This window comes from Sphingomonas sp. dw_22 (genome assembly GCF_018449795.1).
GTDB lineage: Bacteria > Pseudomonadota > Alphaproteobacteria > Sphingomonadales > Sphingomonadaceae > Sphingomonas.
The window spans coordinates 152,015-173,754 of record NZ_JAAVVE010000002.1; the positions used below are offsets into that span (position 1 = coordinate 152,015).

23 protein-coding genes and 1 tRNA gene are annotated in these 21,740 nt (G+C 67.6%); 11 read left to right on the forward strand and 13 right to left on the reverse strand.

Annotated elements, in window-relative coordinates; genetic code table 11:
- The first annotated feature begins 18 nt into the window (after window positions 1-18).
- From thiL to dinB, 11 genes are all read left to right on the forward strand, one after another.
- Complete coding sequence (gene thiL / locus HB724_RS01510) at window positions 19-918, forward strand: thiamine-phosphate kinase (RefSeq protein ID WP_213979129.1); 900 nt, start codon at window positions 19-21, stop codon at window positions 916-918.
- 126 nt (window positions 919-1,044) lie between these two features.
- On the forward strand, window positions 1,045-3,219 hold the full coding sequence (locus HB724_RS01515; protein WP_213979130.1) for a sodium-translocating pyrophosphatase: 2,175 nt from the start codon (window positions 1,045-1,047) through the stop codon (window positions 3,217-3,219).
- 208 nt (window positions 3,220-3,427) lie between these two features.
- A complete protein-coding gene (locus HB724_RS01520) occupies window positions 3,428-5,320 on the forward strand; it encodes a cache domain-containing protein (protein ID WP_256731237.1) in 1,893 nt (630 codons plus the stop codon).
- 25 nt (window positions 5,321-5,345) lie between these two features.
- Window positions 5,346-6,734, forward strand: coding sequence for a DcaP family trimeric outer membrane transporter (locus tag HB724_RS01525; RefSeq protein WP_213979131.1), 1,389 nt, complete (start codon window positions 5,346-5,348; stop codon window positions 6,732-6,734).
- 121 nt (window positions 6,735-6,855) lie between these two features.
- Window positions 6,856-7,074, forward strand: a complete 219-nt coding sequence (infA, locus tag HB724_RS01530; RefSeq protein ID WP_003049127.1) for a translation initiation factor IF-1 — start codon at window positions 6,856-6,858, stop codon at window positions 7,072-7,074.
- A gap of 12 nt (window positions 7,075-7,086) precedes the next feature.
- Entirely contained in the window at window positions 7,087-7,656 is a 570-nt protein-coding gene (locus HB724_RS01535; protein ID WP_213979132.1) for a Maf family nucleotide pyrophosphatase, read from the forward strand.
- Window positions 7,649-8,614 carry a ribonuclease gene (locus HB724_RS01540; protein ID WP_213979133.1) on the forward strand — a complete coding sequence of 322 codons (966 nt, stop codon included), beginning with the start codon at window positions 7,649-7,651 and terminating at the stop codon, window positions 8,612-8,614. The genes HB724_RS01535 and HB724_RS01540 overlap by 8 nt, the downstream gene beginning before the upstream one ends.
- Window positions 8,604-8,786 carry a DNA gyrase inhibitor YacG gene (yacG, locus tag HB724_RS01545; RefSeq protein ID WP_213979134.1) on the forward strand — a complete coding sequence of 61 codons (183 nt, stop codon included), beginning with the start codon at window positions 8,604-8,606 and terminating at the stop codon, window positions 8,784-8,786. Before HB724_RS01540 ends, yacG begins: the two co-directional genes overlap by 11 nt.
- Window positions 8,787-8,817: 31 nt before the next feature.
- A tRNA-Phe gene (locus tag HB724_RS01550) sits at window positions 8,818-8,893 on the forward strand.
- A gap of 118 nt (window positions 8,894-9,011) precedes the next feature.
- Window positions 9,012-10,172: a 5-demethoxyubiquinol-8 5-hydroxylase UbiM gene (gene ubiM, locus HB724_RS01555; protein WP_213979135.1), complete on the forward strand. Its 1,161-nt coding sequence runs from the start codon at window positions 9,012-9,014 to the stop codon at window positions 10,170-10,172.
- 55 nt (window positions 10,173-10,227) lie between these two features.
- Entirely contained in the window at window positions 10,228-11,298 is a 1,071-nt protein-coding gene (dinB, locus tag HB724_RS01560; protein ID WP_213979136.1) for a DNA polymerase IV, read from the forward strand.
- A 34-nt stretch (window positions 11,299-11,332) separates the two neighbouring features.
- On the opposite strand, the gene HB724_RS01565 is transcribed toward dinB, so the two are convergent.
- The 13 genes from HB724_RS01565 to HB724_RS01625 all read right to left on the reverse strand — a co-directional run bounded on the left by HB724_RS01565 (window position 11,333) and on the right by HB724_RS01625 (window position 21,561).
- Window positions 11,333-11,797, reverse strand: a complete 465-nt coding sequence (locus HB724_RS01565; protein ID WP_213979137.1) for a YbaK/EbsC family protein — start codon at window positions 11,795-11,797, stop codon at window positions 11,333-11,335.
- Window positions 11,794-12,264: a GreA/GreB family elongation factor gene (locus HB724_RS01570; protein WP_213979138.1), complete on the reverse strand. Its 471-nt coding sequence runs from the start codon at window positions 12,262-12,264 to the stop codon at window positions 11,794-11,796. The genes HB724_RS01565 and HB724_RS01570 overlap by 4 nt, the downstream gene beginning before the upstream one ends.
- Window positions 12,261-13,322, reverse strand: a complete 1,062-nt coding sequence (gene mgrA, locus HB724_RS01575; RefSeq protein WP_213979139.1) for an L-glyceraldehyde 3-phosphate reductase — start codon at window positions 13,320-13,322, stop codon at window positions 12,261-12,263. Before mgrA ends, HB724_RS01570 begins: the two co-directional genes overlap by 4 nt.
- A gap of 91 nt (window positions 13,323-13,413) precedes the next feature.
- A complete protein-coding gene (locus tag HB724_RS01580) occupies window positions 13,414-13,770 on the reverse strand; it encodes an iron-sulfur cluster assembly accessory protein (protein WP_213979140.1) in 357 nt (118 codons plus the stop codon).
- A 120-nt stretch (window positions 13,771-13,890) separates the two neighbouring features.
- A complete protein-coding gene (locus tag HB724_RS01585; protein ID WP_213979141.1) occupies window positions 13,891-14,355 on the reverse strand; it encodes an SUF system Fe-S cluster assembly protein in 465 nt (154 codons plus the stop codon).
- A gap of 10 nt (window positions 14,356-14,365) precedes the next feature.
- Entirely contained in the window at window positions 14,366-15,577 is a 1,212-nt protein-coding gene (locus tag HB724_RS01590) for a cysteine desulfurase (protein WP_213979142.1), read from the reverse strand.
- A 175-nt stretch (window positions 15,578-15,752) separates the two neighbouring features.
- Window positions 15,753-16,880, reverse strand: a complete 1,128-nt coding sequence (locus HB724_RS01595; RefSeq protein WP_213979143.1) for a SufD family Fe-S cluster assembly protein — start codon at window positions 16,878-16,880, stop codon at window positions 15,753-15,755.
- A gap of 106 nt (window positions 16,881-16,986) precedes the next feature.
- Window positions 16,987-17,730, reverse strand: coding sequence for a Fe-S cluster assembly ATPase SufC (gene sufC / locus HB724_RS01600; protein ID WP_213979144.1), 744 nt, complete (start codon window positions 17,728-17,730; stop codon window positions 16,987-16,989).
- 2 nt (window positions 17,731-17,732) lie between these two features.
- Entirely contained in the window at window positions 17,733-18,152 is a 420-nt protein-coding gene (locus HB724_RS01605; protein WP_256731238.1) for a hypothetical protein, read from the reverse strand.
- Window positions 18,153-18,231: 79 nt separating this feature from the next.
- Complete coding sequence (locus HB724_RS01610; RefSeq protein WP_213979145.1) at window positions 18,232-18,747, reverse strand: hypothetical protein; 516 nt, start codon at window positions 18,745-18,747, stop codon at window positions 18,232-18,234.
- Window positions 18,744-20,207 (reverse strand): Fe-S cluster assembly protein SufB, encoded by a 1,464-nt coding sequence (gene sufB / locus HB724_RS01615; RefSeq protein WP_213979146.1) that lies wholly within the window; start codon window positions 20,205-20,207, stop codon window positions 18,744-18,746. Before sufB ends, HB724_RS01610 begins: the two co-directional genes overlap by 4 nt.
- Window positions 20,207-20,617 (reverse strand): SUF system Fe-S cluster assembly regulator, encoded by a 411-nt coding sequence (locus tag HB724_RS01620; protein ID WP_213979147.1) that lies wholly within the window; start codon window positions 20,615-20,617, stop codon window positions 20,207-20,209. The genes sufB and HB724_RS01620 overlap by 1 nt, the downstream gene beginning before the upstream one ends.
- 41 nt (window positions 20,618-20,658) lie before the next feature.
- A complete protein-coding gene (locus tag HB724_RS01625) occupies window positions 20,659-21,561 on the reverse strand; it encodes a helix-turn-helix domain-containing protein (protein WP_256731239.1) in 903 nt (300 codons plus the stop codon).
- Between the last annotated feature and the right edge of the window lie 179 nt (window positions 21,562-21,740).

The following is a 21,740-nucleotide window of genomic DNA, read 5'->3' on the forward strand; positions in this document are numbered from 1 at the left end:
CACTGCTATGCGGTCGCGATGCGCGAATCCGCCTTTATCCATGCCTTGCGCGCGCTGCCGCTCCACTCCGGCGCGCGCGGATTGATGGATGACGCGGCGGTGCTGGGCGATCTCGTGCTGACCCATGACATGCTTGCCGAGGGCGTGCACTATTTGGCCAGCGATCCGCCGCAGGACGTGGCGTGGAAGCTGCTGGCGGTGAACCTGTCCGATCTCGCCGCCAAGGGCGCGCGCCCGCGCGGCGTGCTGCTCGGTTATCCACTGGCGGGCGATAGCGCCTGGGATGCCGCGTTTCTCGACGGGCTGGGCGCAGCATTGGCGACATTCGAATGCCCGCTGCTGGGGGGCGACACGATTGCCCTCGCGCCCGGTGCGCCCCGCATCCTCTCACTGACGGCGCTCGGCGCCAGCGGCTCGGCGCCGGCCCGATCCGGCGCGAAAACGGGCGACGCCCTGTGGGTGACCGGTACGATCGGCGATGCCGGCGCGGGCCTGAAGATCGCACAGGGCGCCGAAGGCCCGCCCAAGCTTCTTGCCCGCTATCGCCGCCCCCGCCCGCGGCTCGCCGAGGGACAGGCGCTCGGCCCGGTCGTCCATGCGATGATGGACGTCTCCGACGGGCTGCTGATCGATGCCGACCGGATGGCGAAGGCGAGCGGACTTGCCGTCTCGATCGACCTCGGCGCCGTCCCGCTATCGGCCGCCTATGCTGAATTCGCCGGGACCGACCGGCCGGCACGGCTCGCGGCGGTGACAGCGGGCGACGATTATGAACTGCTCTTCGCCGCCGCGCCCGGCATGGTGCCGCCGGTCCCCGCCGCGCGCATCGGCGCCTTCGCCACGGGCGCCGGGATCACGCTGACGCATGCGGGCGAAGCGCTTCCCCTGCCCGCCCGTCTGGGCTTCGAGCACGGCTGAATCGCCCCGGGAAGCGCTGCTTGCGCTCGCCCCGCAATCCTATACCTTCCTCGACGCGCAACAGATCGGCGGCAAAGCCGACGTTTCCGCGAACCTCGAAAGTTCCAAGGGGAAGGACTTCACCAGATGACGATAGTTTATCTCGCCATCGTCTGCGGCCTGATCGCCGTACTCTATGGCTTCGTGACCAGCCAGCAGGTGCTGAGGGCGCCCGCCGGCAACGAGAAGATGCAGGATATCGCCGCCGCCATACAGGAAGGCGCGAAGGCCTATCTGGGCCGGCAGTACATGACCATCGGCATCGTCGGCGTGATCGTCGCCGTCGTGTTGTTCTTCACTTTGGGCGGGCTTTCCACGCTCGGCTTCGTGATCGGCGCGGTGCTCTCGGGCGTCGCCGGATTCGTCGGCATGAACATCTCGGTGCGCGCCAACGTCCGCACCGCCGAGGCCGCGCGCACCAGCCTGCAGGGCGGGCTCACCCTCGCCTTCCGCTCGGGCGCCATCACCGGCATGCTGGTGGCAGGGCTCGGGCTGCTCTCGATCTCGGTGCTGTTCTGGTATCTGGTCGCCCAGGCCGGCTATGCGCCCAATGCGCGCGAGGTCGTCCAGACGCTCACCGCGCTTGCCTTCGGCGCCTCGCTGATCTCGATCTTCGCGCGTCTCGGCGGCGGCATCTTCACCAAGGCCGCAGACGTCGGCGCCGACCTGGTCGGCAAGGTCGAGGCGGGCATTCCCGAGGACGACCCCCGCAACCCGGCCGTGATCGCCGATAACGTCGGCGACAATGTCGGCGACTGCGCCGGCATGGCGGCCGATCTTTTCGAGACCTATGTCGTGACGCTCGGCCTCACCATGGTCTCGATCGCGCTGCTGATGGGGAGCCTGCCGGGCGACCTGCTGCTCAAGCTGATGTCGCTGCCGCTGATCGTCGGCGGCGTGTGCATCATCACTTCGATCATCGGCACCTATATGGTCCGGCTGGGCAAGGGCCAGTCGATCATGGGCGCGCTCTACAAGGGCTTCTGGACCACCGTGATCCTGTCGATCCCGGCGATCTGGTTCGCGACCCAATATGTGCTGGGCGACATGCACGCGGTAATCGGCGGACTGGGCGACGCGAGCGCGCTGACCAGCGAGGAAGGACTCACCGCCGAAGCCGTGGCTGGCCTGATCGCCACGCCGCAGATTACCGGCCTCAGCCTGTTCCTCTGCATGATGATCGGCCTGGCGGTGACCGGACTCCTTGTCTGGATCACCGAATATTACACGGGCACCAATTATCGGCCGGTCAAGTCGATCGCCCGTGCATCGGTGACGGGGCACGGCACCAACGTGATCCAGGGCCTGGCGGTCAGCCTCGAATCCACCGCGTTGCCGACCCTGGTGATCGTGGTGGCGGTGATCGCCACCTATCAGATCGCGGGCATATTGGGCGTGGCCTTCGCCGCGACGTCGCTGCTGGCGCTGGCCGGCATGGTCGTCGCGCTGGATGCCTATGGGCCGGTGACCGACAATGCCGGCGGCATCGCCGAGATGGCGGGCCTGCCCGACGATGTGCGCCACCGCACCGACGCGCTCGATGCGGTGGGCAACACCACCAAGGCCGTGACCAAGGGCTATGCGATCGGCTCCGCCGCGCTCGCCGCTTTGGTGCTGTTCGGGGCGTACACGACCGACCTCAAGGAATTCTTCCCCAACGTCGTCGTCGATTTCTCGCTCAGCAATCCCTACGTGATCGTCGGATTGCTGCTCGGGGCGCTGCTGCCTTATCTGTTCGGCGCGTTCGGCATGACTGCCGTGGGCCGGGCGGCAGGTTCGGTGGTCGAGGACGTCCGCGCCCAGTTCAGGGGCAATCCGGGCATCATGGCCGGCACCAGCCGCCCGGATTACGCCCGCACCGTAGACATCGTCACCAAGGCGGCGATCAAGGAGATGATCATCCCCTCGCTGCTGCCGGTGCTGAGCCCGATCGCGGTGTATTTCATCATCACCGCGGTTGCCGGCCAGCATGAGGGCTTCGCGGCTTTGGGCGCGATGCTGCTCGGCGTGATCGTCTCCGGGCTGTTTGTCGCCATCTCGATGACTTCGGGCGGCGGCGCCTGGGACAATGCCAAGAAATATATCGAGGACGGCAATTATGGCGGCAAGGGCTCCGACGCCCATAAGGCGGCCGTGACCGGCGACACGGTGGGCGATCCCTATAAGGACACCGCCGGTCCGGCGGTGAATCCGATGATCAAGATCACCAACATCGTCGCGCTGCTGCTGCTCGCGGCACTGGCGGCGGGCCATATCGGCTGACCCCTAGACTAAAGTCGAATACCCTTCGGCCCGCCGGCTCCATGCCGGCGGGCCTTTTGGTCCAAGCTGTCAGGGCGAAGTGCCTGCACGGAACGCATAATTCGCCGATCACCCGGAATCGCCGCGGGTGCCGCTCCGCCCGCCCCGACATACCTGTTGTTCGAAAATCCGCCGCACCGCGCCATCCCCCTTCCATACCCCTCCTATAATGCTCCCAGATCATGGGATTATAAGGCGTGGGAGAAGTCCTTTGCGGTTGAAAATTGGGGCTCGGGTGAATCTGATCGGCCTGGCGGCGTTCGCCGGCCTGGTGCTGATGCTGTGCTTGTCGATATTCCAGCTCGACAGGGTCATGCGCAGCGACATCGCCAATCAGACGCAGAAGACCGTCGAGAGCGCCTATAGCGTGATCGCCCATTACCAAGCCGAGGAAGCCGCCGGCCGGCTGAGCCGCGAAAAGGCGCAGGCCGCAGCGATCGAGACGATCCGCGCGATGCGCTATTCCGGTGAAGAGTATTTCTGGATCAACGACATGCAGCCGCGGATGGTGGTGCATCCGATGAAGCCGGAGCTCGCCGGCAAGGACATGTCGGAAGAGGCCGATCCGAACGGCATCCATCTGTTTCGCGAGATGGTGAATGTCGTGCGCGCCAAGGGCGAGGGGTTCGTCAACTATAGCTGGCCCAAGCCCGGCAAGGCCGAGCCGCAGCCCAAGATCTCGTTCGTGAAGGGCTTTGCGCCCTGGGGCTGGGTGGTCGGCAGCGGCGTCTATGTCGATGACGTCGAAAGCGCGGTGTATGGCGCAGCCGTCCGCCAGGGGACGATGGCGCTCGCGTTGATCCTTGCGGTCAACGCCCTCGCCTATTTCCTCGGCCTGTCGATCACACGCCCGCTGACCGCGATCACCCGCCGGATGCGCGCCCTCGCCCAGGACGACAGGGACAGCGACATCCCCGGGCTCAACCGCGGCGACGAGATCGGCCAGATGGCGGATGCGCTGGAAGTGTTCCGCGAAGCCGCGGTGGCGAAGGACCGCGCCGAAGCCGCCAAGGCGAAGTCGGATGCCGAGCAGCAATTCGTGGTCGATACCGTGTCGGGCAAGCTCGCGAACCTTTCCGGCGGCGATCTGACCGCCGAGATCGACGTCGATTTCCCGCAATCCTATTCGGCGCTCAAATCCAACTACAACACCGCCGTCGGCAATCTGCGCGACCTGATCGGCGCGCTTTCCGAGACCGCCATCACGATCCGCACCGGCGCGAGCGAGATCGCCCAGGCATCCGAGGATCTCGCCCGCCGCACCGAAGCCAATGCGGCAAGCCTGGAGGAAACCTCGGCATCGCTCACCCAGATGCGCGGCCGGCTCCAGAATTCGGCCGAGGCATCGGATCGCACCGTCGGCCAGGCCAATGCGGCGATCGAGATCGTCGGCAACGGCCGCTCCACCGCCGACGACGCCGTCGCCGCGATGAATCGCGTTTCGGACAGCGCACAGGGCATCGACGGCGTGATCGAGGGTCTCGACAAGATCGCCTTCCAGACGCGCGTGCTCGCCATGAATGCGGCGGTCGAGGCAGGCCGTGCCGGCGAGGCGGGCCGTGGCTTCGCAGTCGTCGCCGATCTGGTGTCCGCGCTCGCGATGCGCGCCGAGGAAGAGGCCGGCCGCGCCCGCGACCAGCTCACCGCCACCCAAGCCGACATTGGCGCGGCCGTGGACGCGGTGCGCAATGTCGACGGCGCGCTCGCCAGCATTTCCGGCAGCGTCGAGCAGGTGCATGGGCTGGTGGCGTCGATGGCGGAGGACAATCGCGCCCAATCGGACACGATCGCAGAGATCGCCACGGCGGTCGGCGTGATGGACACTTCGACCCAGCAGAATGCGGCGATGGTCGAGCAGACCTCGGCGGCGGCACGCACCCTTTCGGGCGAGGTCGATCGCCTGGCCGAGCGGGCAGCGGGCTTCCGCACGGGCGCCCCGCATGCAGCAGTCGCAAGCACGAGCCGCCAGGCTCCGCGCAAGCCGGCCGCGACCGCCACGGTAGCGGCACTCCGCACGCCCAGCCTCGTCCCGGCCGCTGCCGGCGACTGGGCGAGTTTCTGATCGCCGGGCGCGCGGAGAAAATACCATGGTTTCAAATCGTGCGCGGGCCCTGCTCGCGGGGACGATCCTTGCCTGCTGCCCCGCCCCCGTGCTGGCGCAGCAGGCGCCGCGCGAAGCGGACCTCACGGCGCGCCTCGCCGCTCTGGAGAACCAGCTACGCGCGCTCGATGCCGAAATGACCATATTGCGCGCCGATCTGGCGGCGGAGCGGCAGAAGAACGCGCCCGCGCTGCCGGCGACGCCTTCGACGCCCATCCCGGCGCAACTCGCAGTCCAGGCCCCTGCCAGGGCGCCGGCCTCCAGCGGCGGCACGACGATCCGCATCGGCGGCTTCTTCAAGTCGGTGGCTTCGTTCAGCCATACGAGCGGCGGCGCGATCCCGGCCAATTCGACCGGCCGCGATTTCTACGTCCCCTCGACGATCCCGATCGGCGGTCGATCCGACGGCACCGATTACGAGGCGCATGCGAAGCAGACGCGCATCGTTGTCAATGCGACCACGCCGGTCGAGGGGCATACGCTGTCGGGCCTGCTCGAAATGGATTTCCAGACCTCGCCCGGCGCGGGCAACCAGCGCATGACCAACGCCTATGCTCCCGGTCTGCGCCGCGGCTATCTGGCGTTCGACGATTTCCTGGTCGGGCAGGAATGGAGCAATTTCCAATATGTCGCCGCGCTGCCCGAGACGACGGACTATCTCGGGCCGAGCGAGGGCACGGTGTTCGTCCGCCAGGCGCAGCTCCGCTATACGCGCGCCCTGGGCAAGCGGCTGACCCTGTCGGTCGCTGCCGAGAATGCCGCGACGGTGACAAGCGCGAAGGGCGACGCCACGCTGATCGAGAATGACAGCGATCGCCTGCCGGACGTGACCGCGCGGCTCAGCGTGCGTGCCGGCGCGGGCGAATTGTCGCTGGCCGGGCTCGTCCGCCAGTTGACGGTCGCGGGAGCCGCGAACGGCTCGGACGATGCCGCCGCCTGGGGCGTCTCCTTCGCCGGAAAGCTGCCCTTCGGCCCCGGCGGGCGGCACGACCTGCGCTTCATGGTCACGCGCGGATCCGGCATCGGCCGCTATGTCGGGCTCAATCTCGCGCCCGACGCGATGCTCGTGACCACGGCATCCGCATTGCGGCTGGAGCCGGTGGACGTCACGGCAGGCTTCGCCGCGCTGCGGCTCGGCTGGAGCGGCACGCTGCGATCGACCGTGATGGGCAGCTACCAGAAAATCGGCTTCCCGGACGGCCTGGCGACGCCCGCCGCCACCGACCGCGCCTGGAGCGCGACCGCGAACCTCTTCTATTCGCCGGTCAAGCCGCTCGACCTCGGCATCGAGATGCGGCACGGCGAGCGCGGCCTGGTTTCGGGGGACAGCGGCACGCTGGATCGCGTCGAGATGATCGCCAGGTATAATTTCTGATCCCGCCGCGTGCCTCCGGCGCTCTGGTATCGGCGGGCGGCAACGCCCACCTTCCCTTTTTCATCACACCAGAGTAAAGGCACCGCCACTTCGCGGGCGCTCACCTAAGAGAGGCATATTTTTGGCCAAAGAAGAACTGCTTGAAATGCGTGGACAAGTTGTGGAGCTTCTCCCCAACGCCATGTTCCGTGTCCGGCTCGAGAACGATCACGAGATCCTGGGCCACACCGCCGGCAAGATGCGCAAGAATCGCATCCGCGTGCTGGTGGGCGACGAGGTTCTGGTCGAGCTCACGCCCTACGACCTGACCAAGGGCCGTATCACCTACCGCTTCAAATAAACGGCAGCCCGCGTGCGGCTGGTCCTCGCTTCCACTTCCCCGCGCCGCCGCGACCTGCTGGCGCGCATCGGCGCCGCGCCGGATCGCATCGCCGCGCCCGATATCGATGAGGACGTCCGCGCGGGCGAGCTTCCCCGTGCCTATGTGCTGCGCGTCGCCTCCGAAAAGGCACATGCGGTGGCGCGTGCCGAGGGCGAGATCGTCCTGGCGGGCGACACCACGATCGCGGTCGGCCGGCGCATCCTCGCCAAGCCCGAGGACGAGGCGGACCTGCGCCGCATGCTCGGCCTGCTCTCCGGCCGGCGGCATCATTGCCTGTCGGCGGTCTGCGTGATCGATGCGGCGGGCAAAGCGCGCACGCGCGTCTCCGATACCGTCGTCGCCTTCAAGCGGCTGAGCCAGGCCGAGATCGACTGGTACGTCGCCAGCGGCGAAGGCATGGGCAAGGCGGGCGGATACGCCATCCAGGGCAAGGCCGAGGCGTTCGTGCGCTTCCTGTCGGGCAGCCATTCGGGCGTGGTCGGCCTGCCCGTGTTCGAGACGCGCGCGCTGCTCGAAGCGGCTGGATACCAGCTTGGCTGAGTGGCTCTACGAGGCGGGAATCGGCGAGAATCGCGCCGCCCTGGTCTCGCGCGGCAATATCTGGAAGGCGCGGATCGAGCTGGAGGGCACAGGCGCGCGGGCGGGCGCGGTCCTCGACGCGCGCCTCGTCGATCGCCATACCGGCAAGGTGGCGCTGGCGGGCGGCGGCGAGGCTTTGTGCGATCCGCTGCCCAAGGGCATCACCCAGGGCGCGGCGCTGCGAGTGAAGATCGTCCGCGAGGCGATCCCCGAGCCCGGCCGCGCCAAGCTGCCCAAGGCCGTGCCAGCTCTGGCCGATGCGGCGCTCGATCCGGGCCTCGACCTGCTGGGGCGGATCACCGCCACCGGCCTGCCCGTCCGCACGCTGCGCGCGCACGAGCCCGACCTGCTCGAAGAGGCCGGCTGGTCCGAAGTGCTGGAGGAAGCGGTCACCGGCGAGATCGTCTTTCCGGGCGGCGCGCTGCGCCTCTCGCCCACGCCCGCGATGACTTTGTTCGACGTCGACGGACCCGCCCCGCTCGAGCCGCTCGCGGTCGCCGCCGCGCATGCCGTCGCCCGCGCGATCGAGCGGCACGGCATCGCGGGGTCGATCGGCATCGATTTCCCCACGCTTTCCGGCAAGGCCGCGCGCAACGCGATTGCCGAGGCGATCGACGCGGCGCTGCCCCAGCCGTTCGAGCGGACCGCCGTCAACGGTTTCGGCTTCCTCCAGATCGTCCGCCGCCGCACGCGCCCGTCGCTGCCGGAATTGCTGCGCGCCGATCCGATCGGCGCCGAGACGCGGGCCGAGCTCCGGCGGATGGAACGTCTTCCCCCGCCGCCCCCGGCCACCCATATGGTGAGCATGCGAATCGCCCGTCGCATGGCCCAGCAACCCGGCTGGAGCGAGGCACTGGCGCGGCGCACCGGCGGCACGACTCGATTCGTGTCCGCGAAGGAGCAGAATCTTGAAGCGTGACACCTGCCCGATCTGCGGCAAGCAACCCCAGTCCGAGTTCAAGCCCTTTTGCAGCCGCGGCTGCAAGGATCGCGACCTGCTGCAATGGCTGGGCGAAGGCTATCGCGTGCCCGCCGGACCCGCCGATCTGGACGAACAAAGCGGGCTGGACACGGCTGCGAGCGACGACTAAGAGGCCCCCTCTCCGGCCATCGCCGGGGTGCGCCCGGGTAGCTCAGTTGGTAGAGCATGCGACTGAAAATCGCAGTGTCGGCGGTTCGACTCCGTCCCCGGGCACCATTTCCCAGCCATCGCCGAATTCGAACGCGCCGCGAAGCCGCGCGCATTTGATCCACCGCATTCCCATCGCCGCACTTCCGGTCGAGGATATGCGCATATGCGCGAACGGGGACGGGACATGCGGATAATCATCGCCGGGGCGGGTCCGGCGGGCCTCAGCCTGGCCGCTTCGCTCGCCGGGCGCGGGCTTTCGATCACGATCGTCGATCCGCAACCGCTGCGCGCGCTGGAGGAACCTGCCTGCGACGGCCGGGAGATCGCCCTTACCCACCGATCCGTCCGCATCCTGCGCGATCTTGGCGCCTGGGACGCATTGTCCGCCGAAGCGGCGCCGCTGCGCGAAGCCCGGGTGCTGAACGGGCGCTCCCCCTTCGCCCTCACCTTCGCACCGCGCAAGAGGATCGAGGAGCTGCTCGGCTGGCTCGTGCCCAATCACGCCATTCGAAGGGCGCTTTTCCGCGCAGCCTTCGCCCGAGGCGATATCGAGCTGATCGGCGGCACCGGTGTGGCATCGATCGATGTCGAGGAACGCGGCGTCCGCGTCGGGCTGGACAATGGTTCGGATCTGCAGGCCGAGCTGCTGGTAGCGGCCGATTCGCGCATGTCCGGGACGCGCGCGAAGCTCGGCATCGGCGCCGATATCCATCCGCTCGGCCGCGCCATGCTGGTGTGCCGCATGGAGCATGAGGCCGATCACGGGCGCGTCGCGACCGAATGGTTCGATCATCGCCAGACGCTCGCGCTGCTGCCGCTGAACGGTGGCGTCTCCTCCGCGGTAATCACGCTGCCCACGCACGAGGCCGAGACGCTGGCGGCCCTGCCCGAAGGCATGTTCAATCGCGAGATGACCCGACGCTTCGCCGCGCGGCTCGGCGCGATGCGGCTGACCGGCACGCGCCACCTCTATCCGCTGACGGTGACCTGGTCGCATCGCTTCGTGGCGGCGCGCGCGGCACTGATCGGCGATGCGGCGGTGGGCATGCATCCGGTGACGGCGCATGGCTTCAACCTGGGGCTGCTCGGACAGCATGTGCTGGCCGGGCAGATAGTGCGGGCGAAGGAAGCCGGCGCCGACATCGGCGGCGACGCGCCGCTCCGCCGCTATGAATTGCGGCACCGGCTCGCCAGCCGGCCGATCTACGACGCCACCAACGCGCTGGTCCGGCTCTACACGAGCGAAGGCGCGGCGGCGTGGATGGCGCGGCACGCGACGCTGCGGCTGGGGCATCGGCTCCCGTTCGCGCGCCGGGCCGTGGGCGCGATGCTCGCGCAACGCTGAGCGACCCGCGCGATGCTCTGTTCCCCATGCGTTCGCATCGCGCTAGAAGGCGGCGATGGACGTCGTGGTGCGGAAAATCATCCATGTCGACATGGACGCATTCTATGCGTCGGTGGAGCAGCGCGACGATCCTTCGCTGCGGGGTAAGCCGGTGGCGGTGGGCTATGGCGCCGCGCGCGGCGTGGTGGCGGCGGCGAGCTATGAGGCGCGGAAGTTCGGCGTGCGATCGGCGCTGCCCTCGGTGACGGCGCTGCGGCGCTGTCCCGAGCTGGTGTTCGTCCCGCCGCGCTTCGACGTCTATCGCGCGGTCTCCCGCCAGATTCATGCGATCTTCGCCGACTATACGCCGCTCATCCAGCCGCTGTCGCTCGACGAAGCCTATCTGGACGTGACCGCGAACCTGCGCGGCCTGCCCACCGCCTGGGCCACCGCGAAGGAGATCCGCGCGCGCATCCTGGCCGAGACCGGGCTCACCGCCTCGGCCGGAATTTCGTACAACAAGTTCCTCGCCAAGCTCGCCTCGGATCAACGCAAGCCCAACGGCCAGTTCGCGGTGACGCCGGAGATGGGCGCGGCCTGGGTGGAGACGCTTCCGGTATCGCGCTTCCACGGCGTGGGGCCGGTGACGGCGCGCAAGATGCAGGCGCTGGGGATCGAGACGGGGGCGGACCTGCGCGCCAGGTCGATGGAGTTCCTGCGCACGCATTTCGGGAGTTCGGCGGGGTGGTATCATGCGATCGCACGGGGCGAGGACGACCGGCCGGTCGAGCCCGATCGGGTGCGCAAATCCTCGGGCACGGAGACGACCTTCGATCGCGACCTGACCGAGGATGCCGAGATCGAGGCCGGCGTCCTGCGCATGGCCGACGACGTGTGGGCATGGTGCGAGAAGGCGCAGGCATTCGGGCGGACGGTGACGGTGAAGGTCAAATATGGCGACTTCCAGCAGATCACCCGCAGCCGCAGCGTATCGGGGCTGGTGGATACCCACGGTCTGCTGCGCGAGATGAGCCTGATGCTGATCCGATCGGTGCTGCCCACGCCCAAGGGAATCAGGCTGGTGGGGGTGACGGTGTCGAACTTCGAGGTGCGGGAGGACACGCGGGAATTGCCGATGCTGCTCTAATTCCTCCCGCAGCTTTGCTGGGAGAGGAATTGGATCAGGGCAGCTTGCAGGCATCCACCCAGCGCATGGATACCAGCGCCGCCAGCCGATCGGGCGACAGTTCCACCGAGCTGGTCCGTGAGCCCGCTGCGGGAAAGACCGTGCCGAACGCCCGCAGCGACACGTCGCAATAGACCGGCAGCGGGTTCGCCAGGCCGAAGGGGCAGACGCCGCCCACCGCATGGCCGGTCAGCGCCAGCGCCTCCTCGGGATCCAGCATCCGCGGGCGGCCGCCGAACTCGGCCTTGCACCTGGCGTTGTCGAGCCGCGCATCGCCGCGCGCGACCACCAGCAGCACCGTCTCGCCGACCCGTAGCGCCAGCGTCTTGGCGATCCGCGCCGGCTCGACGCCGAGCGCCTCCGCCGCCTCGGCGACGGTGGCAGTGCTGGCGCCCTGATCGATGATCGCGAGGTCGGGCGCGTGCTCGGCCAGCCAGGTCCGGGCGGATTCGAAGCTCATGCCGGGGGAATAGCCTCCACGGCGAGGATTTCGATCGCCTCGGCCTTGCCGCCGAAATCGACGCGCTCGCCTTCCCAGCCGCCGATCAGCGCATGGGCGAGCGGCGCGGAGAAGGCGATGCGATCGGCAGCCGGATCGGCTTCGTCATGGCCGACGATGTCGATCACCCGCTCCTTGCCCGCCAGCCGGATGCGGACCCGCGAGCCGATCCCGGCCACGCCGTCTTCCGGCTCCGGCGCAATCTGCGCAGTCGCGCGGCGTGTCTTCCAATAGCGCAGCTCGCGCTTGAGAACCTCGCGCGGTTCCTCTTCGCTCTCGGCCGCTACCGCGGCTTCGAGCTCGATTACCTTGGCCTCGGTCAGCGCCAGCCCGCGCGCGGTCACCAGATTGGGGCCGGCGGGGAGCGGCAGCTCGAACTTCGGTTCCTTATGTTCCTCGTCGCTCTCGCGACGGAAGGCCACGCTCATCTCTGCGGCAGATCCTCGAGGGTCGATGACACCTTCCAAAGATCGATCGCGCCTTCGGTTGCGTGGCGATCGATCTCGGCAAGCTCTTCCGCGCTGAAATCGAGGTTGTTCACGGCATCGAGCGAATTATCGAGCTGCTCGACGGTGCGCGCGCCGACCAGCGCCGAGGTGACGCGCGGATCGCGCAGCACCCAGGCGATCGCCATCTGCGCCAGCGTCTGGCCACGCTTGCCCGCGATGTCGTTCAGCGCGCGGATGCGGGCGAGATTGTCGTCCGAGAGCAGCCGCTGGTTGAGCGAGCCGCCCTTGGCCGCGCGGGCATCCCCGGGCACGCCGTTGAGGTATTTCGACGTCAGCATCCCCTGCGCCAGCGGCGAGAAGGCGATGCAGCCGGTGCCGAGATCGCCCAGCGTGTCGAGCAGTTCCGCCTCCACCCAGCGATTGAGCATCGAATAGCTCGGCTGGTGGATGAGCAGCGGCACCTTGTAGTCGGCCAGGATCGCCGCGGCCTTGCGGGTCAGCTCGGGCGAATAGCTGGAGATGCCGACATAGAGCGCCTTGCCCTGCTGGTGGATATGCGCGAGCGCGCCCATCGTCTCCTCGAGCGGGGTCTTGGGATCGACGCGGTGCGAATAGAAGATGTCGACATAATCGAGCCCCATCCGCTTGAGGCTCTGGTCGCACGAGGCGATCAGATATTTCCGGCTGCCGCCGACATCGCCATAGGGCCCCGGCCACATGTCCCAGCCGGCCTTGGTGGAGATCACCAGCTCGTCGCGGTGGCTCGCGAGATCGGCGGCCAGGACGCGGCCGAAATTCTCCTCGGCCGAACCATAAGGCGGGCCGTAATTGTTCGCGAGATCGAAGTGCGTGACGCCGCGATCGAAGGCGCGGCGGAGCATCGCCCGGCCGGTCTCGAACACGTCCTCGCCGCCGAAATTCTGCCAGAGGCCGAGGCTGATCGCCGGAAGATCCAGCCCCGAACGGCCGGTGCGGCGATAGGGCATGCGGCCGTCATAGCGGGCGGGATCGGCGGTCCAGGGCGTCGGATAGGGCATGGGGAGGCTCCGTTGGTGTATGGATTGCCTCTAGCGGCAATTTCCCCCCGTCGTCATCCCGGCGCAGGCCGGGATGACGGAATGGGGCGTGTCAGACGGTGAAGCTCTCGCCGCAGCCGCAGGCGCCCTTGGCGTTGGGGTTCTCGAAGGTGAAGCCGGCGGCGAAATCGTCCTCCACCCAGTCCATCTTCGATCCGATCAGATAGAGCACCGATGCGCCGTCGACGAAGAACAGGCCGCCGGACGTCTCGATCCGCTCGTCGAACGGCTTGGCCTCGGCGACATAGTCCACCGAATAGGCCAGCCCCGAACAGCCGCGGCGCGGCGTCGAGAGCTTGACGCCGATCATGCCCTCGGGCGCCTTCGCCATCAGATCGGCGATGCGCTGCTCGGCGCGCGGCGTGAGCGTGAGCGCGGCAGGGCGTTGGCGGGTCTTCACGTCGGTCATCTTCAAATCTCCCCCCTCCCGCTTGCGGGAGGGGTCGGGGGAGGGCCTGTTCACAAAATAGGAAGGGTCACGGCTCCTGACATCCCCTCCCCTAGCCCCTCCCGCAAGCGGAAGGGGAATTTAGAGCATCCCCAGTTCGAGCTTGGCGTCGTCGCTCATCTTCTGCGGATCCCAGGGCGGATCCCAGACGAGATTGACGTCGGCGGTGGCGATCCCCGGCACCGAGCCGACGCGCAGCTCAACCTCGCCGGGCATCGATTCCGCCACCGGGCAATGCGGCGTGGTGAGCGTCATCGTCACCGCGGCATGGCCTTCGGCGGTCACCTCGACGCCGTAGATTAGGCCGAGATCGTAGATGTTCACCGGAATCTCGGGATCGTAGATTTCCTTGAGCGCCTCGATCACGCCCTCGTACAGCGCGCCGCCGGGCTCGCCCTCGGGATGCGGCTCGGGCTTTTGCGACAGGAAACCGGCGAGATAGTCGCGCTTGCGCTCGAACGTCTCCTGGACATCCTCCACGCGCGCCTTGGCCGGCGCCGCGACGGCATCGACTTCCTCGACTATGATCTTGCGTTCCTCGTTCACCCGAAAATCCCTACCCGAAAATACGCGTTACGCGCTCGATACCTGCGACCAGCGCGGCGATGTCGTCCGCGCCATTATAGACCCCGAAGCTCGCCCGTGCCGTCGCCGGCACCCCCAGCGCGTCCATCAGCGGCTGCGCGCAGTGATGGCCGGCGCGGATCGCCACATTGCCTTCATCCAAGATGGTGGCGACGTCGTGCGGATGCACCCCCTCCACCGCGAAACTGACGATTCCGGCGCTGTCCTCGGGGCCGAACAACGTCACGCTGTTGAGCTTCGACAGCGCCTCGCGCGTCTGGCGGACCAGCGCCATTTCATGGGCGTGGATGCGATCGAGACCGATGCTGTCGACATAGTCGATCGCGGCATGGAGCCCGACCACGCCGACGATGTGCGGCGTCCCCGCCTCGAACCGGCCCGGCGGCGGGGCATAGGTGGTCCTGGCGAAAGTGACGCGATCGATCATCGATCCGCCCCCTTGATAGGGAGGCATCGCGTCGAGCAGCTCGTAGCGGCCCCAGAGCACCCCGATGCCGGTGGGTCCGTAGAGCTTGTGGCCCGAGAAGACGTAGAAGTCGCAATCGAGCGCGGCCATGTCGACGGCTATGCGCGGCACGGCCTGGCAGCCGTCGAGCAGGATCTTCGCGCCGACGCCATGCGCCAGATCGGCGGCGCGGCGCGCATCGAGCACCGAGCCGAGCACGTTCGAGACATGGGCGAGCGCGACCAGCTTGTGCGCGGGCGTGAGCATCGCCGCCATCGCGTCGAGATCGATGCGCTGATCGGCGGTGAGCGGCACGACGTCGATCGCGGCGCCGACGCGCTCGGCGACCATCTGCCACGGCACGATGTTCGAATGATGCTCCAGCGTGGAGAGCAGGATGCGGTCGCCGGCCTTCAGGTGCGTGCCGGCCCAGCATTGGGCGACGAGGTTGATCCCCTCGGTCGCGCCACGGACGAATATGATCTCGCGCGCGGCGCCGCCGAGGAACTTCGCGACGCGCTCGCGCGCGGCCTCGAACGCGAAGGTCATGTCCACCGAGCGCTGATAGACGCCGCGATGGACGGTGGCATAGGTCTCGCCATAGCCGCGCGTGATCGCATCGATCACCGGCTTCGGCTTCTGCGCGGTGGCGGCGGTATCGAGATAGGCCCAGCCGGCCGGGATCGCGGGGAAATCGGCGAGCAGATCGAGGGGGCGGGTATCGAGCGCGGTCGTCATGCCGCCCCCCCCGTCAGGTTGACACGGTTGACACGTATATTGCGAAAAAACCTTCCGCCCCGGAGCGACGGAATCGAGCATCGGCCTGAGCCGGCGACAGGGTGAATGGGAAGAATGGGGCGAATGGAATGCATTGCCGCGAGCCTGTCAGGCGAAATCCTATTTTGGAAGCCGTTCACAGCGCAGCCTCCAGCCATTTGTCCGCGTCCGCCACGAACGCCTCGCGCACCGAGACGCGAGCAGGTTCGTCCCCCGGACGAACCAAAGGGCTCGCGTCTCCCTCGCCGATCCGCGCGAACGCATCGGCGACGAAGGCGCGGGTGAGCAGCGCCTTGGCGCGGGCCTCTTCGAGGCCGCGGCTCTGGAGGTAGAACATCGCCGTCTTGTCGAGTTCCCCCACGGTGGCGCCGTGCGCGCACTTCACGTCGTCGGCGAAGATCTCGAGCTCGGGCTTGAGGTTCACCGTCGCCGAACGCTGGAGGAGCAGGCCGCGCAGCGATTGCTCGCCATCGGTCTGCTGCGCGCCGCGCGCGACCTCGACGCGGGCGGCAAGGCTCGCCGCCGAGCGATCGGCCGCGACCGCGCGCCAGAGCTGGCGCGACGTGCCCTCGATATTCTCATGCCGCACGGTGACGGCGGCTTCCTGCTTCTGCGTGCCGCGCGTGAGCAGCGCGCCGCCCATCTCGGCGAAGCCGCCCTTGCCGGTGAGCGTCAGCGCGCCGTCGATCCGGCTGCCCATGCCGCCGGCGCCGAGGAAGATCGACACCAGGCTCGCCGCCTCGCCGATCTCGGCTTCGTCGCGGATCGAGACGAAGCCTTCGTCCTGCACCAGCCGCACCGAGCGCATCAGCCGCGCGCCCTTGCCGAGCAGGATGGTCGTCAGCCGGTTCGCCCAGCCAGCGCCCGCATAGGTCTCGACCACCGAGGCGACCGCATCCTCCTCCAGCACCAGCCGCGCGGGGACATGGTTCTCGCCGCCCGATCCGAGATGGACGACCTGGATATGCGTCACCGCCTCTTCGCGGCCGAGATGGAGCGACCAGCCCTCGCCCTCCGCCTGCCTGCCGAGCGGATGCGCGGTCTCGGGCACGATGCGGCCGACCTGCACGCGGCCCGGGCGGCTGTGCGCGGGCTCGAACATGCCGTCGACGAAGAGCAGGCGCGGGCCTTCGATATCGAGGAACAGATCGGCGGGGGCGATCGCGGAAGCACGCGGTTCCGCTTCGGCGGCCGCGCGCAGCGCGGCCATGTCCGACCAGCGCCATTCCTCCAGGCGCGGCGAAGGGAGATCGAGCGTCGTCACGATTCCGACCTCGTTGCGCCGTCGCGGCGTAGCGCGAATCTGTCTTCCTCGCGCAACGACGCCACGACGCTACGATGATTGGCGGCGCCTCCGGCGCGGAAGCCGCTCATGCCGCCAGCGCTCCATAGCCTTCGCGCTCCAGCTCGAGCGCGAGCTCCGCCCCGCCCGAGCGGACGATGCGCCCTTCGGCCAGCACATGCACGAAGTCCGGCTTCACATAATCGAGCAGCCGCTGGTAATGGGTAATCAGGATCACCGCCTTGTCGGGCGCGCGCATGATGCGGTTGATGCCGTCGCCCACCGCCTTGAGCGCATCGATGTCGAGGCCGGAATCGGTCTCGTCGAGGATCGCGAGCTTCGGCGCGATGATGCCCATCTGGACCATCTCGTTGCGCTTCTTCTCGCCGCCCGAGAAACCGACATTGACCGGGCGCTTGAGCATCTCCTGGTCCATGCCCAGCGCATCGGCCTGGGCGCGGGCGAGCTTGAGGAACTCGCCGCCCGACAGCGGCGCCTCATCCCGGGCGCGGCGCTGCGAATTGAGCGCCTCACGCAGGAACTGGACATTGGAGATGCCGGGGATCTCGACCGGATATTGGAAGCCGAGGAACAGCCCCGCCGCGGCGCGCTCGTTCGGCGCCAGCGCAAGCAGGTCTTGCCCCTCGAACGTCACCGAACCGGCCGTCGCCATATAGCCGGGGCGGCCGCCCAGCGTATAGCCGAGCGTCGACTTGCCCGCGCCGTTCGGCCCCATGATCGCATGGATCTCGCCCGCGTTCACTTCGAGGCTGAGCCCCTTCAGGATTTCCTTGCCGTCGATTTCGGCATGAAGGTCTTGGATTTTCAGCATGTTCAGAGAGCCACCGTGACGAGGCGCACCGTGACGGGATTGGGAACGTCATAGGCGTCCACCACCGAACCGTCCGGCAATTGCCAGTTGATCTTGTATTGCGCGGGCGAGGTGATCGCCGCGGCGACGCCGGCCTGGACCGCATCGAGCGTCACCTGCACCTTGCGCCACCAGCTCTTCTCATAGGGCTTGCCGTTGAGCGTCAGCCGGCCGGCGGCATAATCGGCGTCGAGGAAGCTGCGGCATTGCGATACCGCCGCCTGCACCTTCGCCGCGCGCGCGGCCGCGTCCGCCGGGGCCCTTCCCACCGCGCGGACGATGCAGCGGGCATGGTTGGTCGCCACGCCGATCTGGCCGGAATTGTCGATCGGCACGCCGGGAGCCGCCTGGGCCGCGAGCAATGCGAGTACGCCGAACATCATTTCATCACTCCTGGAGGCGCGGATATCCGCCTCGCATCCATTCCTACCGCCGCATTGCTTGCGCGGCGCTGACCGGCGCTCATGGCTGCGACTCCGGCGCGGGGCCGAAGCGCACGACGGGGCCGTCCGAGGGCGGCCTGGGCAAGGGCGGCAGCTTGACGCGCTGGCGCTCGGTCTCCTTGCTCTCCTCGGTATTTTCGAGCGGGCCGGCCTGGCCGGCCAGCAGCGCGGGCTTGGGCTGGGTGAGCTTCGGCAGGGTGAAGGTCTGCGGCGCGCCGGGGCTTGCCGGCCTGGCCGCGGCCGAAACGCCGTTCGCCTCCGCCATGTCGAGCACGGTGAAGTCGATGCAGTCGGTCACTTCGTCGGCGGTCTTCGCATAGCAGACCGGCGTCTGCTGGCAGGCTGCGGTATCGCGCCTCTGGCTGCCGCTGGAGACCATGATCCGGCAGTTGCGCAGCTTGCCGTCGGCGCCCTTGTCGAACAGCATCGTCGTGTGGCCGAAGGTGGCGCGCACGACGATGTCCTCGTTCTCCGGCACGTCCTGGGCGGGCGCGGGGACGTCCTGCGCGAAAAGGGCGAGCGCGGCGAGGATCACCCGACCGAGCCTTCAAGGCTGATCCCCAGCAGCTTCTGCGCCTCGACGGCGAATTCCATGGGGAGTTGCTGGAGCACCTCCTTGGCGAAGCCGTTGACGATCAGCGCCACGGCGGCCTCCTGGTCGAGGCCGCGCTGCATCGCGTAGAAGAGCTGGTCCTCGCTGATCTTGGAGGTGGTGGCCTCATGCTCGATCTGGGCGGAGGGGTTCTTGACCTCGATATACGGCACGGTGTGCGCGCCGCACTGGTCGCCGAGCAGCAGGCTGTCGCACTGGGTGAAATTGCGGACATTCTCCGCGTTCGCATTCACCAGCACGCGCCCTCGGTACGTGTTGTTCGACTTGCCCGCCGAAATGCCCTTCGAGACGATCGTCGAGCGCGTGTTCTTGCCGATATGCAGCATCTTGGTGCCGGTATCGGCCTGCTGGTGGCCGTTGGTGACCGCCACCGAATAGAATTCGCCGACCGATCCGTCGCCCTGGAGGATGCACGAGGGGTATTTCCAAGTGATCGCGCTGCCGGTCTCCACCTGGGTCCAGCTCACCTTCGAGTTGGTGCCGGCGCACAAGGCGCGCTTGGTGACGAAGTTGAAGATGCCGCCGACGCCGTTCTCGTCGCCGGGGTACCAGTTCTGCACGGTCGAGTATTTGATCTCGGCATCGTCCAGCGCGACCAGCTCGACCACGGCGGCGTGGAGCTGGTTCTCGTCGCGCATCGGCGCGGTGCAGCCTTCGAGATAGGAGACGTATGCGCCCTTGTCGGCGACGATCAGCGTGCGCTCGAACTGGCCGGTATTCTCGGCATTGATGCGGAAATAGGTGGAAAGCTCCATCGGGCAGCGCACGCCCTCGGGCACATAGACGAACGTCCCGTCGGAGAAGACCGCCGAGTTGAGCGCGGAGAAATAATTGTCGCGCTGGGGCACGACCTTGCCCAGCCACTTCTTCACCAGATCGGGATATTCGCGGATCGCTTCCGAGATCGACAGGAAGATGACGCCCGCGGCCTTCAGCTCCTCGCGGAAGGTGGTTGCGACCGATACGCTGTCGAACACCGCGTCGACCGCGACCTTGCGCGCACCCTCGACGCCGGCGAGCACCTTCTGCTCCTCGATCGGGATGCCCAGCTTCTCATAGACGCGCAGGATCTCGGGATCGAGCTCGTCCAGGCTGCCGATCGCCTTCTTCGCCTTGGGCTCGGCGTAATAATAGGCGTCCTGGTAATCGATCTCGGGGATCTGGAGCTTGGCCCATTCGGGCAACTCCATCGTCTCCCACATCCGATACGCCTTCAGCCGCCAGTCGAGCATCCATTCCGGCTCGCCCTTCTTGGCGGAGATGAAGCGGACGGTTTCCTCGCTCAGCCCCTTGGGCGCGAACTCCTGCTCGACGTCCGAGGAGAAGCCCCATTCATATTTCTTGTTGGCGGCAGCGAGTGCCTCGGCATTCTTGGTGGCCATCAGGCACTCCTACTCAGACTGGCGAGGGAGACCCCCGCGAGCGCGCCCTTTACCGCGCCGTTCACGGCATTCCAGTGCGGCTTGACCCGGCACGTGCTCTCGACCGAGCAATCGTGGCGGCCGCTCTCGACGCAGGCGGTCATCGCGATCGGCCCCTCGATCGCCTCGACGATATCGGCCAGCGAGATCGCCACGGGCGGCCGCGCCAGGCGGAAGCCGCCGCCGGTGCCGCGCGCGCTCTCGATCAGCCCGGCGGCCGAAAGCCTGCTCACCAGCTTCTGCACGGTGGGCAGCGGCAGCCCGGTCTCCTCGGCCAGCGACGTCGCGTTCAGCCGGCACGACGCGCCGCAATGGCGCGCGGCGGCGGCCATCATGACTACGGCATAGTCGGCAAGGCTGGAGAGACGCATCGAATCCAATCGGACGAAGTTGATCCGATTGGCATGTGGTCTCAGCGGCGGCGCACGTCAACCGTTTCCGGGATCACATCGGGCAGGAAATGGAAGCTCTCATTGTCGAGCGTCACCGCCAGGATCGGATCGATATCGTCGCGCAACGTCGTCGGGGTGTGGCCGGTGAAGTGCTTTATCTCGTTTATCATGTGCGACTGATCGGCGAAGGGGCCGATCACGTCGCCGAGCGGCGCGCCCTGATAGATGCGCATCGCCGCGCCGATCGCGCGGAACTTGCGCCGCAGGTGCGTCGGCGGGCCGGCGAAATATTCCTTGCACAGCCGCTGGACCTGGCGCTCGCCCATGTCGGTCTCCGCCTTCATCGCGGCATAGAGCCATTCGATCGTCGGATCCTCGGTCGCGGCCCATTCGCGGATGACGCGCAGGAAGATGACATGCGCCTTGGGCACGGGCTTCACTTCCTGCTGGCGCATCATCAGCAGCGGCTCGATCGCGGCGACCATGTCCTCCAGCCGGTCCATCTTGCGCAGGCGCTGGAGGAGCAAAGGCGCCTGTTCGCAGAACAGCTTCTCGCCATCGATGATGTGATCGGCCACCTTGTCCGCCGGCAGGCCGATCAGCGCCTTCCAGCCGATGCCCCTGAGCGACACGCCGAACACATGGACCGGCCCGCGCATCTTGTAGGTCGCGGCCGCCGTGCCGGGGCCGTTGACCATGATCCGGCGCGTGGATTCGACATGGCCGTCGGGGAAGGTCATCTCCCCCTCGCCGCGGATCAGGAAGCGGAGCTGCCCCAGATCGACGCGCTCGATCCCCTCCATCTGCGCGGCGTCGCAGCGGAACACGTAATAGGATTCGACGTGCGGCAGCAATTTGCCGGTCGCCTTGATGAATTCGATGCGCGGCAGGGTCGGGTCTTCACCCGGCTCCAGTCCCGCCATCTTGCGACTCGCTGCGCCCCGCATGTTCGACCTGATCCCCCAGGTTCGGATATCGTTCTGGCCAACGACTATAGCGGGGGAGTGCGACAGATAAAAGTGGCCCGGCCGGTTACCCGGCCGGGCCATGAGGAAAAGGGTTCCCCCCGTTTAAGCGGAACCCCTCGGGTCGCAATTCCTCC

Coding starts and splice junctions, on each gene's coding strand:
- sufC (WP_213979144.1), bottom strand. CDS start 17,730: ATGCTGAAAATCCAAGACCTTCATGCCGAAATCGACGGCAAGGAAATC.
- mgrA (WP_213979139.1), bottom strand. CDS start 13,322: ATGCCCTATCCGACGCCCTGGACCGCCGATCCCGCCCGCTATGACGGC.
- dinB (WP_213979136.1), top strand. CDS start 10,228: ATGGACGTCGTGGTGCGGAAAATCATCCATGTCGACATGGACGCATTC.
- thiL (WP_213979129.1), top strand. CDS start 19: ATGCGCGAATCCGCCTTTATCCATGCCTTGCGCGCGCTGCCGCTCCAC.
- HB724_RS01605 (WP_256731238.1), bottom strand. CDS start 18,152: ATGATGTTCGGCGTACTCGCATTGCTCGCGGCCCAGGCGGCTCCCGGC.
- HB724_RS01520 (WP_256731237.1), top strand. CDS start 3,428: ATGCTCCCAGATCATGGGATTATAAGGCGTGGGAGAAGTCCTTTGCGG.
- HB724_RS01620 (WP_213979147.1), bottom strand. CDS start 20,617: ATGCGTCTCTCCAGCCTTGCCGACTATGCCGTAGTCATGATGGCCGCC.
- HB724_RS01565 (WP_213979137.1), bottom strand. CDS start 11,797: ATGAGCTTCGAATCCGCCCGGACCTGGCTGGCCGAGCACGCGCCCGAC.
- HB724_RS01570 (WP_213979138.1), bottom strand. CDS start 12,264: ATGAGCGTGGCCTTCCGTCGCGAGAGCGACGAGGAACATAAGGAACCG.
- HB724_RS01625 (WP_256731239.1), bottom strand. CDS start 21,561: ATGGCGGGACTGGAGCCGGGTGAAGACCCGACCCTGCCGCGCATCGAA.
- HB724_RS01525 (WP_213979131.1), top strand. CDS start 5,346: ATGGTTTCAAATCGTGCGCGGGCCCTGCTCGCGGGGACGATCCTTGCC.
- HB724_RS01590 (WP_213979142.1), bottom strand. CDS start 15,577: ATGACGACCGCGCTCGATACCCGCCCCCTCGATCTGCTCGCCGATTTC.
- sufB (WP_213979146.1), bottom strand. CDS start 20,207: ATGGCCACCAAGAATGCCGAGGCACTCGCTGCCGCCAACAAGAAATAT.
- HB724_RS01580 (WP_213979140.1), bottom strand. CDS start 13,770: ATGACCGACGTGAAGACCCGCCAACGCCCTGCCGCGCTCACGCTCACG.
- HB724_RS01515 (WP_213979130.1), top strand. CDS start 1,045: ATGACGATAGTTTATCTCGCCATCGTCTGCGGCCTGATCGCCGTACTC.
- ubiM (WP_213979135.1), top strand. CDS start 9,012: ATGCGGATAATCATCGCCGGGGCGGGTCCGGCGGGCCTCAGCCTGGCC.